16 protein-coding genes are annotated in these 13,833 nt (G+C 65.8%); 4 read left to right on the forward strand and 12 right to left on the reverse strand.

Features of this window, described 5'->3' with window-relative positions:
* Nucleotide 1 precedes the first annotated feature (1 nt).
* Nucleotides 2-760 carry a 3-hydroxybutyrate dehydrogenase gene (locus ACLJRM_RS10520; RefSeq protein ID WP_410662901.1) on the forward strand — a complete coding sequence of 253 codons (759 nt, stop codon included), beginning with the start codon at nt 2-4 and terminating at the stop codon, nt 758-760.
* Nucleotides 761-921: 161 nt separating this feature from the next.
* Here the strand turns inward: ACLJRM_RS10520 and ACLJRM_RS10525 are convergent, their stop codons facing one another.
* The 10 genes from ACLJRM_RS10525 to ACLJRM_RS10570 all read right to left on the reverse strand — a co-directional run bounded on the left by ACLJRM_RS10525 (nt 922) and on the right by ACLJRM_RS10570 (nt 8,312).
* Nucleotides 922-2,169, reverse strand: a complete 1,248-nt coding sequence (locus ACLJRM_RS10525; RefSeq protein WP_410662902.1) for a tyrosine-type recombinase/integrase — start codon at nt 2,167-2,169, stop codon at nt 922-924.
* Between the two features lie 130 nt (nt 2,170-2,299).
* Entirely contained in the window at nt 2,300-2,521 is a 222-nt protein-coding gene (locus ACLJRM_RS10530; RefSeq protein ID WP_410662903.1) for a helix-turn-helix domain-containing protein, read from the reverse strand.
* Nucleotides 2,518-4,158: a replication initiator gene (locus tag ACLJRM_RS10535; protein ID WP_410662904.1), complete on the reverse strand. Its 1,641-nt coding sequence runs from the start codon at nt 4,156-4,158 to the stop codon at nt 2,518-2,520. The genes ACLJRM_RS10530 and ACLJRM_RS10535 overlap by 4 nt, the downstream gene beginning before the upstream one ends.
* Nucleotides 4,155-5,720 carry an FtsK/SpoIIIE domain-containing protein gene (locus tag ACLJRM_RS10540; protein WP_410662905.1) on the reverse strand — a complete coding sequence of 522 codons (1,566 nt, stop codon included), beginning with the start codon at nt 5,718-5,720 and terminating at the stop codon, nt 4,155-4,157. The genes ACLJRM_RS10535 and ACLJRM_RS10540 overlap by 4 nt, the downstream gene beginning before the upstream one ends.
* A 355-nt stretch (nt 5,721-6,075) precedes the next feature.
* Complete coding sequence (locus ACLJRM_RS10545) at nt 6,076-6,354, reverse strand: helix-turn-helix domain-containing protein (protein WP_410662906.1); 279 nt, start codon at nt 6,352-6,354, stop codon at nt 6,076-6,078.
* A 10-nt stretch (nt 6,355-6,364) separates the two neighbouring features.
* Nucleotides 6,365-6,697 carry a hypothetical protein gene (locus ACLJRM_RS10550; RefSeq protein ID WP_410662907.1) on the reverse strand — a complete coding sequence of 111 codons (333 nt, stop codon included), beginning with the start codon at nt 6,695-6,697 and terminating at the stop codon, nt 6,365-6,367.
* A gap of 1 nt (nt 6,698) precedes the next feature.
* Nucleotides 6,699-6,935 carry a helix-turn-helix domain-containing protein gene (locus tag ACLJRM_RS10555; protein ID WP_410663175.1) on the reverse strand — a complete coding sequence of 79 codons (237 nt, stop codon included), beginning with the start codon at nt 6,933-6,935 and terminating at the stop codon, nt 6,699-6,701.
* Nucleotides 6,936-6,976: 41 nt separating this feature from the next.
* Nucleotides 6,977-7,267, reverse strand: coding sequence for an AMED_5909 family protein (locus ACLJRM_RS10560; RefSeq protein ID WP_410662908.1), 291 nt, complete (start codon nt 7,265-7,267; stop codon nt 6,977-6,979).
* A 19-nt stretch (nt 7,268-7,286) separates the two neighbouring features.
* Nucleotides 7,287-7,526 carry a hypothetical protein gene (locus ACLJRM_RS10565; protein ID WP_410662909.1) on the reverse strand — a complete coding sequence of 80 codons (240 nt, stop codon included), beginning with the start codon at nt 7,524-7,526 and terminating at the stop codon, nt 7,287-7,289.
* A gap of 318 nt (nt 7,527-7,844) precedes the next feature.
* Nucleotides 7,845-8,312, reverse strand: coding sequence for a hypothetical protein (locus ACLJRM_RS10570; protein WP_410662910.1), 468 nt, complete (start codon nt 8,310-8,312; stop codon nt 7,845-7,847).
* Between the two features lie 153 nt (nt 8,313-8,465).
* Here ACLJRM_RS10570 and ACLJRM_RS10575 point away from each other — a divergent pair, with 153 nt between their 5' ends.
* Nucleotides 8,466-9,275, forward strand: a complete 810-nt coding sequence (locus ACLJRM_RS10575) for a GntR family transcriptional regulator (protein WP_410662911.1) — start codon at nt 8,466-8,468, stop codon at nt 9,273-9,275.
* Between the two features lie 245 nt (nt 9,276-9,520).
* Here ACLJRM_RS10575 and ACLJRM_RS10580 read toward each other — a convergent pair whose 3' ends face one another.
* A complete protein-coding gene (locus ACLJRM_RS10580) occupies nt 9,521-9,727 on the reverse strand; it encodes a hypothetical protein (RefSeq protein ID WP_410662912.1) in 207 nt (68 codons plus the stop codon).
* Between the two features lie 453 nt (nt 9,728-10,180).
* Between ACLJRM_RS10580 and ACLJRM_RS10585 the strand changes: the two genes are divergently transcribed.
* Nucleotides 10,181-11,428 carry an MFS transporter gene (locus ACLJRM_RS10585; protein ID WP_410662913.1) on the forward strand — a complete coding sequence of 416 codons (1,248 nt, stop codon included), beginning with the start codon at nt 10,181-10,183 and terminating at the stop codon, nt 11,426-11,428.
* Nucleotides 11,425-13,269: a helix-turn-helix domain-containing protein gene (locus ACLJRM_RS10590; protein WP_410662914.1), complete on the forward strand. Its 1,845-nt coding sequence runs from the start codon at nt 11,425-11,427 to the stop codon at nt 13,267-13,269. The genes ACLJRM_RS10585 and ACLJRM_RS10590 overlap by 4 nt, the downstream gene beginning before the upstream one ends.
* On the opposite strand, the gene ACLJRM_RS10595 is transcribed toward ACLJRM_RS10590, so the two are convergent.
* Nucleotides 13,247-13,831, reverse strand: coding sequence for a nitroreductase family protein (locus ACLJRM_RS10595; protein WP_410662915.1), 585 nt, complete (start codon nt 13,829-13,831; stop codon nt 13,247-13,249). The two genes, ACLJRM_RS10590 and ACLJRM_RS10595, sit on opposite strands and share 23 nt — an antisense overlap.
* Between the last annotated feature and the right edge of the window lie 2 nt (nt 13,832-13,833).

Here is a 13,833-nt window from a genome sequence, read left to right on the forward strand (position 1 = left end):
CATGAGTGGTGCGTATCACAGCGATCTGGCGGGTAAGTCCGCGCTGGTCACGGGCGCGGCGAGTGGGATCGGCCTGGCCTGCGCCGAAGCGCTCGCCCAGGCCGGGGCCAAGGTCCACCTCGTCGACATCGACGACGCCGTCGAGAAGGCGGCGGCCGAGGTCGACGGCATCGCGCACGTCGCCGACCTCACCGACGCCCGGGCCATCGAGACCCTCCCTGCCGAGATCGACATCCTCGTCAACAACGCCGGCTTCCAGCACATCGCGCCGATCCACGAGTTCCCGCCGGAGACGTTCACCCGCCTCCAGGCGCTCATGGTCACCGCGCCGTTCCTGCTCATCCGCCGCGTGCTGCCGCCGATGTACGACCGCGGCTGGGGTCGCGTGGTCAACATGTCCAGCGTCCACGGCCTCCGCGCGAGCCCGTTCAAGTCCGCGTACGTCACCGCGAAGCACGCGCTCGAAGGACTCTCCAAGGTCACCGCGCTCGAAGGCGCCGAACACGGGGTGACCAGCAACTGCGTTAATCCCGGCTACGTCCGGACCCCGTTGGTCACCGGCCAGCTCGAAGCGCAGGCCGAAGAGCACGGCCTCGAACGCGACGCCGTCATCGAGCAGGTCCTGCTGCGCCGTTCGGCGATCAAGCGGCTCATCGAACCCGCGGACGTCGCCGCGTGCGTGCTCTGGCTCTCCGGCGACCACGCCGCCCATGTCACCGGTACCTCGATCCCCCTCGACGGCGGCTGGACCGCCGCGTGAACCCTCCAGAAAGGACGTCCCCGGTGACCACGCAACCCCGTGGCTCGATCGCGAAGGTGGTCAGTGCCAGCCTGATCGGAACGACGATCGAGTGGTATGACAACTTTCTCTAAGGTGCTCTGACCTGCCATTATGGTGTTGTTGATCTTGTCAAGCCGTTGTCAGGCCGTCGCGGAGTCGGAGGCCGTGTCAGGCCGTCGACGGGGCTTGAACGTCTTGTTGGTCGCCAGCCGGGCACGCTTGTGGCTGGAAGGCACGAGATGCGTGTACAGCCGCAGCGTGTAGCCGGGGTCGTGGTGGCCGAGGTATTCGGCTACTTCCTTGATAGAGACACCGTTGGCCAACCACGCCGACGCGCAGTAGTGCCGCAGTGCGTGCATCCCATCGCGTCGTTTGCCGTAGTCGTGTCCGGCCGCGCGGACAGCGGGGTTCCAGACGTCACTGGTGAAGTTCCCGCCCCGCCACACATTCGTGGCCAGTGCGCCCCGATGCTTGCCCATCTCGCACTGTCGTTTGTCGATCAGCACGCGCACCGTGACCGGGTCACCGCCGGGATGCAGCCACGGCAGCGTGAGCGTTCCGGGCTCGAACGTCTCGCAGTAGTCATCGATCGCGTCGAGGACCCCTTCACCGAGCGGCACGATTCGCGTTTTCCCGCCCTTGGGAGGCGCGAACACCGGGACACTCCCGATCCACCTGATTTGCCGCTCTACGTGCAACTCAAGGGCATCACGGTCGATATCGTCGGGACTGGCCCCGAACATCTCCATCTGCCGCAGCGCGCACCCGCCACCGAGCGGCACCATCACCTGATACAGCGGCGGTAGCGCGAGCTGAACCTTGTGGAGCTTCGCGTCAGTCCACGGGACGATCTTCCGCTGTTCCGGTTTCGGCCGCCGGACACTCTTGGCCTTGCACGGGTTCGCGCGGATCTTCTTATCCACCACCGCCGCTTCAAGGATCGCTGACAGCAGGTCCCACAACTGAGCACGGTAGGACGCCTGGACACCCGCCGTGTCCTCGTCGCCGTCGGTCAGCCATTCCATCCAGTCCCGCAGCGTGTCGACCTTCGCCACGACCTCCAACGGACGATCACCGAGCTTCGGATACACCCGGGCGTTCAGCCGATGACGAACGGTTTGCATGGTCGCCGCGTCCTGCGACTGCCCTTTGAGCCACTGTTTCACGTAGACGCGGAGCGTGATCTTGCCCGCGTCGGGATCGATGTACTCGCCCGCCAACACGTCGTGCTGCATCTTGGTCAGGAACTTCTGGGCCTTGCCCAATTGCTTGTCCGGGAAGGACTTGTTTCGTTCCTTGCCTGCCTCATCGTAGAAGTGGACCTTGTACCGTTCGCCTTTGCCGAACAGTTCCGTCTTCTCCCGCACCGGACGGCCGTTGGCATCCACGACAAACTTTTTGCCGTCCTTTTTCTGCCGCCACCACCGGTCCTGAACATGACCCTTCATGGTTGTGCCTTTCTGCCATGGGAAAGGACCCGGGCCATCCGTTGAATGAACGGCCCAGGTCCCTACCCGGTTACTTGCTGGTCAACTTCGCGAGCCACGCCCGGACTTCAGCGGGTGCATAGCGTGCGTGCCGCCCCACCTTCATCCACGGCGGCCCCGACTCGCCCTCGGAACGCCAGTTCCGGAGCGTCTTCTCCGGTATCCGCAGAAACGACGCCAGCTCTCCCGGAGTCCACAACGCCTCTACCGCAGCCGTATCAGTGCTCAACTGGTCCCCCTTTCCCCGACTCAAGCGGCCTCTGGCCGAGTTGCCGAAGTTTCCGGCCAGTCCTCGCCGGGTGGACCTTGCGCGGCCAGTAGCGCCCTGTCGTACTCGGCCCGCCAGGTGATCCGCTCCGCAATGGCACGCATCACCAGATGATCACGCGGTGGACAGTGCGTGTCGCCAGATTCGACCTTGCGCCACACGAACCGATCCGCCGCCGGTTCCTCTTTCACCACACCGATATCCGCCAGCGCGGACACCACGAACGCTTTCCGGTCCGCCTTGTGATCCGCCACGGTCTTGCCCGACCACTTCCGCGACACCAGCACCCGCCGACCCGGAAGCCCCAACGTGGTCCGGCGGTGTGCACGTCCCTTGCAGTGCCCGGGAACGGTCTTTCCGTTGGCCCCCTTGGGGTTGATCCCGTACAGCAGCCACACCGCACACCGGGGTGAACACGGGGTCACCGACAGTTCCGCGTGCAGGCGGTCGTGGTGATCCCGCTGTCCGGCGGTGTCCGCGTCAACCACCTCACCCGTGGACTTGGTCAGGTACTTGGTCAGATAGCCGATATGACGGCCGGATTCCTCCGTGCCACCCAAGATCCCCTTGGAGTGGACTTGGCGGCCGAACGTGACGACGTGCGCGGGTTCCTCGACCGCATCTTTCGCGTCATCGAACGAGGGCAGCGGCTCCCGGGTGTCCGGGTCCACGAACGTCCGGGAGTCCATGTCCCACAACGGTTCCCGGTCCGTGTAGACGATCTCGTCATGGTTGGGCCACCACACCTGGTGATAGGTCGCCTCGGTGACCATCCGGATGACCTCATGGGAGATGGAGCCGCGTAGGGCGGTGTGCAGGTGCGGAGCCGCCCGCCGTTGGGGTTCCACAGTGGCGAAGTACTGCACGTCCCAGCCGACCACTCGCCGGAGGTTCTGCCACCACCGATCCACCAGCGCCGAGAAGTGCACCGCGTCCCTGGCAGCCCGCCGGTAGTCATACGTCGAGGGGTTGACCGGCGAGCCGTCCGACCGCACCGGGCCGTAGGTGTCGCAGGTGAGCGTGACGAACATCGACGGCCGGAAGCGCCCCGCGTACTCCCGCCCGACCGTCGCCGAAGACACCTTGCGGCGTGGCAGGTTCGGCGCGTCCTGCCTCCGTTTCGTGGACCGCTTCACCGCCTTCCGCTCTGGAACGTCGAGGGCGGGCAGGCGACCCGTCATGCCCGAGTCCCGCAGCTCCGCGTCCACCGAGTCGACCTCCGCCCGGATCTCCTCCGCCTCGACCTCATCACCGGTCGCCACCGCCTCCAGGTAGGCCGCCGCCAGGTCAGCCCGGAACGCCACCAGCTCCGTTTGGCTCTCCGACGGGGTTTCCCGGGTGATCACGGGTTCCTCGGTCATGTGCCATCCCTCACGGCACTGGGCCTGCCGCAGCGCCTTTGCCTTGCGAGCACAGGGAAGACACACTGATTCCACCGTCGATCCGCACGGCACCGGGACGTAGCGGATCTCCCCGGTTTCGGTGTCCCCGACCTCCATCGTGAACGGCCGGACACACACGCCGTGCTTCTCCGCAGTGGCCTTCACAACCTCCGCAGAGAGCGTCCCGCGGAATCGCCTATTTGCCGTCTCGACCTGCTGATTCGTGGTTGCGCTGGTCATGCCGTCCCCCTCTCGCCGCGCCGGTCTGACAGGTGCACGACCGAGGCACCGCCGTTGGTGACGTAGTGCTCCAGGTGCTTGATGGTCTGGTCGGAGACCCACCCGGCCCGGACCCGCAGCGGTTCGCGGATGCCCTCGCCCCACACGTAGCCGACACCAGCCGAGCCTTCCGGGATGCGGTTCGCCCACGCCCCGCGTTCATAGGCGCCGTCGCCCAGCACCATCGGAACCTGTGTCTTGGACGTCACCCGCAGCGCCACCCGACGCGGCAGCAGCTCCCGCACGGGAACGGTGTCCTTCGTCGGCTCCTGGACATAACCGCGCACCGTGAACAACAGTGCCCGGCCTTGCGTGGCCAGGACCGCCACCCGCTCCACAATGGCCTCACGGGTCTTCCGGTCGGTGTAGCGGGTCAGGGCACCGATCTCGTCGAACTCCAGTAGCTCCAAGGGAAACTCGGTCGACAGCGGCACTTCACGGGTGTGTCCGGCGAAGACACGCTTACGGTTCTCCAGCTCATCGATCAGCGCGTCCAGGATCTCCAGGGCCTCCTTGCCCGACTGGCCGTAGCGGGTGAAGATCCCGCGTCCGTAGGACAGTTCCATGGCTTTCGGGTCGATGCCCGACATTCGGACCAGGCCCGCCCGGATTGCCGGAGCGGCGGACACCAGCGGGGACCACATCACCGAGCCCTTGCCCGCACCCGTCGCGCCAGCCACCAACGTGTGCGCGCCACGGCCCATCAACGGCACCGTCCACGGTTTCCCGTACTCGGTCGACCCCGCGTAGACCGCCCGCAGATCCACCCCCGAGCCATCGGTGGGCAGCAGTTCCGGAACCGGCAGGCACGTCACCGCCGCGTCGAGCAGATCACGGCGCATGAAGTCGATCGACACCACGTTCGGCTCAAGCTCCCGCACCTGGCACCGGGCAACCTTGCGCGCCACCGCCAGCTCGCGGGCGACCTCATCGAAGTCTTCCGGCTTCTGCCCCGGAACCAGCCGGACCCGGACCTCATCCCATGAGGCACCCGACCGCACCGACAGCAGCTTCGGCACCGCCACCCCGGACTCCTGACGGGCTTTCGTGACCGCTTCACGCTTGCGACGCCGGGATACCAGGTTCACGGTCACGTCGACCGGGATTGCGGTGTCTCGGACCGTCAGCCCGCAGGCATGCAGCCAACCCGCCAGCTTGCGCCCGTAGAGCGCCCAGCGCAGCCACCACGACCGCAGCCACCGCCCACACCACTGGTCATAGCCGACCGCATCGAGGCGCCACCACACGAGCTGTACGAGCGCCAGGACACCGACCGTGACAGCCAGCGACACCCAGCCCAGCAACGAGCACCAGGCCCACAACCCCAGCAGCGCCAGGCAGGTACGCCAGTGCCCGACTAGTTGCCGAACAATCCAGCCGACCGCCCGCAGCAGGCCCCACAGCGCCATACCCAGCACCGCCAACGCGGCCAGCGCCTCGAACACACTCGCCAGCACACGGCCGACTTTGGCCAGCACCCACAACACCACCGCCAGGCCCCCGCCGACCGCGAGGGTGGTCATGATCTCCTGCGTACTCATCGGCGCTCACCCCGCTCACCAGCGGCGGGAACCACGATCGGCAGCGGGAGCATCCCCAGGCACGGGGCGCATTTCTCCTCACCCGGCAGCAGCCGAGCGAAACGTTTACATTCAGGGCAGCGCGTTCGGGTGACCCCCGTTGACTCGCACCGCTTGTCATCGTTTATCTTTTGCATTGTTCACTTACTCCAGTGGACAGCGCAGAACCGGTTCAAGGTTGGTAGCCACACGGCCGGTTCTGCGTTTTATAGGGACACTTTTAGCCACGTGAGGACGCGTTTATCTAACACGCGTCCCACGTGTGAAAATTGTTTCTCTTCAGTTGTCGACTACATGATCATTTCTTCGCGCGGGCACGCTCCCTGCGTTCGAAGTCCCGCAGCGCGACCATCCACACGTGCTCCCGCGCGATGTCCAGGCCATCCGCCAGCAGAACCACCGTGGCCAGCTTGGTCAACGCTCGTTCGTCCCGCTCCAAGTGGCTGACATAGTTCACGCCAAGACCGGACCGCTCGGACAGTTGAGCTTGCGTCAGGCGTCGAGACTTTCGAGCCCGCCGCAACCACTGCCCCGACGTCATCCCATCCAGCACCGCACCGTCGTGCAGCAGAGGCACCCGCGCATCCTCATCCATGTACCGACTCACCCACTTCCGGGAGATCGATTTCCCGATCCGCCAGAATGTCGGTCACCACTCGATGCATGAACCGCAACGGGTCCTGATTCAGCGCATATGCCAGGCTCAAAGCCTTTTCCACCGAATCCAGCCGCTTGTGACCACGCTCCAGCTCATACAAAAGCTTCACCGACATATTCGACACGAACGCGACCTCGTCAGCGGTCTGGCCCCGAGTGACCCGCACCCACCGCATCCAGCCACCCGCACGCGACGTGTCCGGAAAAGGCCGATCCGACCACAAGCGCCACATCCGCCGCTCAAACGCATCACGCGACTCCATGTCAACCCCCCTCCCGCATTCGGTAGTCATCAATCGCCAGTATCAAAAGATCATCGAAACCGATCGCTAGTTCCTCGCACAAACGAATCAACGTCGTCATCGACGTGATCGGCTTTTGTCCGGTCTCGATCCGTGAAATCATCCCGCCACTCAGCCCCACCCGCTTACCTAGCTCCTCCTGACTCCAATTCCGCCGCGCACGCTCACGCCGCACATACTGCCCAGTGGCGAACTCCATGTCATCCAAGGGCGTATCCCACCTCCACGGATGCGCCACCATCACAACACCACCCCCGACGAACCCGGCCCCGTAGTCACATCGCGCCATTCCGGCCGACTCGTAAACCCTTCCACGCGACGCCGCTCAAACTCGGCCCACGCCAAACACTCCCACCTATGGCCCGGATCTAAATTCGCCACCGCCTTGAACATCTTCACATTTGTTCGGTGATAAGCGACCCATTGAACCGAATCGTCCGAAACCGACGGAACCCGCGTTGCCATATCCGCCCGCGCCGCACTCAAAGTACGCGGAACATCGGAGCCGCAGGACACTTTGGTCTCACTCATTCCGGTCCCTCGATTCCTATTACCGGATCGCTCTTGCCGCCACTAACGTCGCCAGTTCGTCCGCGCCGTCGCGGAGTTGGTGAAGGAACCGCACGCGGGTCATCCACATGCGCGGCGTGCTTGGGGGCCGAATCGTCAAGAGTCCCGACGTGCCCGAGATCATCAGCACCGGCGGGAAAGCCGGATCCGAACCAGTCTCCTCGACCGTCACTTCGTCCCACGATCCGATTACCCACGTCAGACCCGGCTTGTCCCACATCGCCACTCCCTTCTTTACGTTGCTTCATCTCGCTTTGTGCACGTACCGCCCATTCGCGCGCGTCGTATTGGAAGCCCTCAGCCGCCGACACAACAGCCGCTCTCACCCACCACGACAAACGGCCCTCAGCCGCTAGCGCCTTGAATGCGTCCGCGACCGCTTCGCAGGCCAACGACAACTCATGTGCTAGGCGTGCATTTACCCCAGACGCCGCCCGGTCATGCAGGTCACCAAACTTGCGGTAAGCCTGCTCCCAGGCCACGACCAGGGGCGGAGGGACTACGGCAAAGCCAAGCCCCGTCCGCACCCCGCCGACCATCACGCTGCCTTTGCTGTCGCATCACCGGTGCCCGCAGCACCAGCCCGAGCCGACTTCGAGCCGCCGCCCGCAGCAGCCGCCTTGAAGCCCGTCGCCCGGAACGCGTACGACTGGTACTTGTACTCGCCCTGTCCGGCCACCTTCGGCTCAGCCGTCAGCCCTTCCAGTTCGATCGGCCGCATACCCGGCAGTACCTCCGACGTCGACGGCACCGGCTGCACATCCGCCAAGAACGTCACCTCGAACGAGGCCCGCTTCGCCTTCTCCTCGCTCGGATCGGTGACGGTGGCCTTCCACTGCCGCTTTCCCGTGATTTCGTCGACACGCTGTCGAGTAGGCCGCCCGGCCGCCTTGTCCTCTCGCGACTGGAACTCGCTGTCCGGTGCCACCACGCCGACCAGAACCAGCCCTTGCGGGAAGGCCTCGTCGAAGCTGATCTCGAACCTGTGTCCCCTGCTGATTGCCATGGATGTGTCCCTTGCTCGTCTGGTGCCCGCCTCCCGGGCCTGCGGCTACTCCCACCGAAGCAACCTCGTATACGAGGTTAAACCTCGTATGAGAAGCTGTCAACATACGAGGTTCATGAGACACTCACTGACAACGCGCCCAGGGAGGACGACATGTCAGAACTGATGTTCGGCGACCATCCGGAGTGGCCGGACAACGACGAACCCCTCTACAAGAAGATCGCCAAGGAGTACCGCCAGAAGATCGTCAGCGGGGAGCTACAGGACGGCGAGAAGCTGCCAAGCGAAGCACAGCTCTGCGACATACACGACGTCTCGCCAATCACCGCACGTTCCGCCATGCGCCAGTTACGAGATTGGGGCTTCGCAAATGGCGTCAAAGGCAAGGGGGTCTTCGTTCGTCGCCTGGAGAAGTTGACCCGGATCGCTCCGATTCGCTACTTCAAGGGACAAGAGGCACGTACGTACGTGCGCGAGGCCGAAGCCTCCGACGTCGAGATGGCAGTCGAGCACCACACGACCAGGACGACCGCTCCCGCGAACATTGCGGAACGTCTCGGCATCGAGGAGGGAGATCCTGTCACCTGTACGCGGTACTTCATCCGGATGGGTAATCCGCCTCAGCCGGTCACCAGCAGCTATGCCTGGGAGCCCCTGGCGATCACCGGCGGCACTGAGATCGAACTGCCGCACGAGGGACCGCATGCCGCTAAGGGTGTAGCTGATCGATTCGCCGCCATCAAGATCTTCGTGAACCAGGTCGAAGAGAAGCTCGATATCCGCACGCCCACCGTCGAGGAAGCCAAACTTCTTGACATCGCGACCAACCGGCCGGTCGTGCAGATCACCCAGACCTTTCGCAGGGTCGAGAAGTGGGGCGCCGAGGACGTAGCCGTCGAAACGGCCGACATTCTCTTTCCCGCCGACCGCTACGAACTCCGCTACGTCATGGATATCCACTAGCGCCACGCAGCACTGAGCCCGGCCGGTCTTCTGGCCGGGCTTTTTGCTGCCGAATTTGGCTCTATGGGATCAAGGCGCCGCCGTTGGCGGCGCGCGGGTCACCTGCCGTTCGGCGGGCTTCGCCCAAGAGGCGACGCCGGCCTACCGCTCCGCTCTCGGCAGGCGCCGCCGGGCGAGCCCGCCGTAGGGCAGCATCCGCAGCGCGCCGCCAACGACGACGAAGCACCAGGAGCAACACAGCCAGATCACCCCGGCTCGCCAAGGTCACGCGAGCGGTGATCGCCCATGTACCCATTCGCCTCACGCGTGGGGATCAACTCACGACTTTGGGCAATCAGGTCCTGGCTAACAATGATCAGCTCACGGCCGGTCGCCATCAGTTCGTAGCTCTCGGCAATCAGTCTTCGACTCTTGATCACCTCGACAGGCAAACCGCGCTCTGACGCTCCCATCTCATGACGATAGCGACCGCCGTCCCCGCCCACGAGAGCACCTGAAGCAGTTACATCACATGGGCTATCGCCGAAGCTCCCCGTCTGAAAGACACCGTGGTCACCAGGGGATCCCTCGCTTCTGAGCGTCTAACACCGGTCCGCCCGCATCAAGGCGGGAAAGCGTGCCTTGACACGACCGAACCGGCGCTAGAAGCAGCTTGGACGAGGGAAACGGGGGCAAAGAGGCACCGAACAACTCAACCGCCGTCATCGACTCGCGGGAGTATCGGCAGAGGTCAACCCGGCTCGAACCGAGGACCTGGCAGCCATCCCAAGATCAGGGCCAGGCCGTCTACAGGCCGTCAGACGTCAGGACACGGCCGGACACAACGGGACACAACCGGCCGAAAAACGCAGGTCAGAGCACCTTTGAGCCCATAGACCCCGAGGTGGCATCCACCAGGCATCTAGTTGTATGACTTCTTCCTCTACACCTCCGCCGCGGCGCTGGTGTTCGGCAAATTGTTCTTCCCCACCAACGATCCGCTGACAGGCACGCTGCTCGCGTTCCTGACCTACGCCGTCGGCTTCCTCGCGCGGCCGGTCGGCGGGCTGGTGTTCGGGCACTTCGGGGACCGGGTCGGCCGCAAGAAGCTGCTGGTGCTGAGCCTGCTGCTGATGGGCGGTTCGACCTGCGCGATGGGCATCCTCCCGACGTATGCGACCGTCGGCGTGCTGGCGCCGATCCTGCTGACGCTGCTGCGGCTGGTCCAAGGTTTCGCCCTCGGCGGCGAATGGGGCGGCGCGGTGCTGATCGTCTCCGAACACGGTGACGACAAGCGCCGCGGGTTCTGGGCGTCGTGGCCGCAGTGCGGCGCCCCCGGCGGGAACCTGCTCGCGACGGCGGTCCTGGCGATCCTCGCCGCGACCCAGTCCGACGAGGCGTTCCTCAGCTGGGGCTGGCGGATCCCGTTCCTGCTTTCCGGGGTCCTCGTGGTGATCGGGCTCTGGATCCGGCTCGCGGTCAGCGAATCGCCCGTCTTCCTGGCTGCACAAGAAAAGAGCGCGCCCGAGCACGCGCCGGTCGTCGAGGTGTTCCGGAACAACTGGCGCGCGGTGCTGATCACCATCGGTTCGCGCATGGCGGAGAACGTTTCGTACTACGTGATCACCGCGTTCATTCTGGTTTACGTCACCACCGGATTGAGTTTGCCGAAATCCGCGGGACTCAACGCGGTGCTCATCGGTTCGGCCGTGCATTTCCTGACCATTCCCTTGTGGGGCATTCTTTCCGACCGGATCGGCCGCCGTCCGGTCTATCTGTTCGGCGCGATCGGCATGGCGGTGTGGAGCTTCGCGTTCTTCGCGATGCTCGACACGAAGAATTCCGGTGTCATCATTCTCGCGGCGACCGTCGGGCTGGTGCTGCACGGTGCGATGTACGGTCCGCAGGCCGCGTTCTTCTCCGAGCAGTTCCCGACGCGGGTCCGCTACACCGGCCTTTCGGTCGGCGGGCAGCTGTCGTCGATCGCGGCGGGCGCGGTGGCGCCGCTCATCGCGGTAGCGCTGTTCAAGGAGTTCGGCAGCACGGTCCCGGTCTCGCTCTACGTCGTCGCGATGTGCGTGCTGACGGTGATCGCGCTGCTCGCCGCCCGCGAGACCAAGGGGGAATCCCTGCACTCCGAAGTTCTCACGGAGCGCGGTCACGTGTCAGCATGACCGTTGTGGACGGTGCGGAAACGACGAGGGCTTTGCGCCGGCTGCTCGAACTGCTCGCCTCCGGGGCGGGCAGTGAGCAGCTGGCGCACGTCCCCGTCGACCCGAAGGCCACCGAGCTGGCGCTGCGGATCCGCGACACCGTCGCCGAGCACCGGCGGCGCGAGGCGGAGCTGGCCGCGCTGTTCGACACGGCCAGCGACCTCGCCAGGCTGGACGATCCGGACGCCGTCCTCCGGTCGATCGTGCGGCGGGCGCGGGCTCTGCTCGGTGTGGACGTCTCGTACCTCAGCCTCAACGACGAGACCGAGGGCAACACCTACGTCCGCGTGACCGACGGCTCGGTTTCCGCGCTGTTCCAGGACATCGTGCTGGGAATGGGCGAGGGACTCGGCGGGCTGGTCGCGCAGACCGCGCGGCCGTACGCGACGGCGGACTACTTCAACGACAAGCGGTTCCGCCACACTTCGTCGATCGACACCGGCGTGCTCGACGAGGGGCTGACAGCGATCCTCGGGGTGCCGCTGGCGATCGGCAGCAAGGTCATCGGGGTGCTGTTCGCCTCGGATCGGACCACGCGCGAGTTCTCGCCGGAGGAGGTCGCGCTGCTGTCGTCGCTGGCCGACCACGCGGCGATCGCGCTGGACAACGCGCATCTGCTCGACGAGACGCGGCGCGCGGTCGCCGAGCTGAACGCCGCCAACGCGACGATCAGCGCGCACAACGACGCGATGCGCCGCGCCGAAGACGCGCACGACCGGCTGATGGATCTCGTGCTGCGCGGCGGCGACCTGGCCGAGGTCGCCGCGGCGGTCGCGGACGTGCTCGGCGGCGGGATCGCCGTCTACGACGCGGACGGCGCCGTGCTGGCCAGGACCGGCGGGGAGCTGAGCCTCTCGCGTGCCGCCGTGTCCGCGTCCCGCGCGAGCGGACGGGCAGTGTCCACTGAGGACGGTTGGCTGTGCGCGGTCCAGGCCGGGCAGGAGTTCCTCGGCAGCCTGGTGCTGGGAGGCGGGCGGTCCCTCGGTGAGGCCGACAGGCGGCTGTTCGAGCGCGCCGGCGTGGTCACCGCGGTACTGCTGATGCAGCGGCGGTCCGTCGCGCGTGCCGAGGACGAGGTGCGTGGAGAACTGCTGTCGGATCTGCTCACCGCGCCGGGCCGCAATCCCGCCGCGCTGCTGGCACGAGGTCGCCGCCTGGGGGTTGACTTGTCGACATCGCACGCGGTGCTGATTGCCCACTCCGACGACGTCTCCCGGCGGCGGCTGGCCATGGCCGCCGCCCGGCACGCGGATCTGGTCGGTGTCCACGCCGACGAGGTCGTCCTGCTGGTCCGCGGCGAGGACGCCGGCGCGCTGGCCCGGTCCGTCGCCGCCGAGCTCGCGTCCACAATGGACTGCCTGGTGACGGTGGGTGCGGCGGGACCGGCCACCTCGCCACGGGCCTTGGCCGAGGCGCACGCGGAGGCCGCGCGGTGTGTCGCGTCGTTGCTCGCCCTCGGCCGGGTGGGTGAAGGCGCGAGCATGGCCGACCTCGGGTTCGTCGGGCTGCTCCTCGGCGAACACGCCGATCTCGACGCGTACGTGACGGCCACGATCGGCCCGGTCCTCGACTACGACGAACGCCGCGGTACGGATCTGATCGGCACTTTACGGGCGTATTTCGCCTGTGGCGGCAACTTGACGCGGGCGAAGGAACTGCTTCACGTGCACGTCAACACCGTCGTGCAGCGGCTGGACCGCATCGCGTCGCTGCTGGGCGAGCAGTGGCAGACGCCCGAGCGCGCGCTGGAACTCCAGCTCGCGCTCAGGCTGCACCGCCTCACCAATGACCGAACCGGATGACGTCGGAGAAGTCGCGTCGAGCGACCGTCGTCGCCGACGAGCCGGGTGACGGGCCGGGCTCGTCGCCATGGCCGAGTGCCACGACGCCGATCGGGTCGTGATCCTCCGGCACGCCGAACTCGCCGTGAAGGCGCTCCACGCTCTCGGGAGCGAGGCCGAAGAACACCGCGCCCAGCCCCTCGTCGACGGCGGTCTGCAGGATCAGCAGTGCCGCCATCCCGGTGTCGACGTCCCAGTACGGCACGCGCCACCAGGAGTCGTCACCTTCGGCGAAACCCTTGTCGGGCTTGGCATAGCGGTCGAGATAGGCGTTCTTGACCGAGAGCGGCACGATCGCGACCGGTGCCGTGGTCACGGATTCCGGCGCCCAGCTGGCTCCGAACTCCCAGAACTTGGCGAGTTCTTCACCGGTCAGGACGAGAAATCCTTGTCCTTGTGAGAATCCGGCCGAGGGACCTTTCAGCGCGTTGCGCAGGATGCGCTGAAGGCTCGCCTCGGCGACGGGTTCGTCGGTGAACTTCCGGACCATGCGACGGCGTCGTACGACGTCCTGGAATTCCATGA

Origin of the sequence: Amycolatopsis sp. lyj-84 (assembly GCF_046549075.1) — a bacterium.
Lineage (GTDB): Bacteria > Actinomycetota > Actinomycetes > Mycobacteriales > Pseudonocardiaceae > Amycolatopsis.

Coding starts and splice junctions, on each gene's coding strand:
- ACLJRM_RS10520 (WP_410662901.1), top strand. CDS start 2: ATGAGTGGTGCGTATCACAGCGATCTGGCGGGTAAGTCCGCGCTGGTC.
- ACLJRM_RS10535 (WP_410662904.1), bottom strand. CDS start 4,158: ATGACCAGCGCAACCACGAATCAGCAGGTCGAGACGGCAAATAGGCGA.
- ACLJRM_RS10540 (WP_410662905.1), bottom strand. CDS start 5,720: ATGACCACCCTCGCGGTCGGCGGGGGCCTGGCGGTGGTGTTGTGGGTG.
- ACLJRM_RS10550 (WP_410662907.1), bottom strand. CDS start 6,697: ATGGAGTCGCGTGATGCGTTTGAGCGGCGGATGTGGCGCTTGTGGTCG.
- ACLJRM_RS10555 (WP_410663175.1), bottom strand. CDS start 6,935: ATGGAGTTCGCCACTGGGCAGTATGTGCGGCGTGAGCGTGCGCGGCGG.
- ACLJRM_RS10560 (WP_410662908.1), bottom strand. CDS start 7,267: ATGAGTGAGACCAAAGTGTCCTGCGGCTCCGATGTTCCGCGTACTTTG.
- ACLJRM_RS10565 (WP_410662909.1), bottom strand. CDS start 7,526: ATGTGGGACAAGCCGGGTCTGACGTGGGTAATCGGATCGTGGGACGAA.
- ACLJRM_RS10570 (WP_410662910.1), bottom strand. CDS start 8,312: ATGGCAATCAGCAGGGGACACAGGTTCGAGATCAGCTTCGACGAGGCC.
- ACLJRM_RS10575 (WP_410662911.1), top strand. CDS start 8,466: ATGTCAGAACTGATGTTCGGCGACCATCCGGAGTGGCCGGACAACGAC.
- ACLJRM_RS10580 (WP_410662912.1), bottom strand. CDS start 9,727: ATGGGAGCGTCAGAGCGCGGTTTGCCTGTCGAGGTGATCAAGAGTCGA.
- ACLJRM_RS10590 (WP_410662914.1), top strand. CDS start 11,425: ATGACCGTTGTGGACGGTGCGGAAACGACGAGGGCTTTGCGCCGGCTG.
- ACLJRM_RS10595 (WP_410662915.1), bottom strand. CDS start 13,831: ATGGAATTCCAGGACGTCGTACGACGCCGTCGCATGGTCCGGAAGTTC.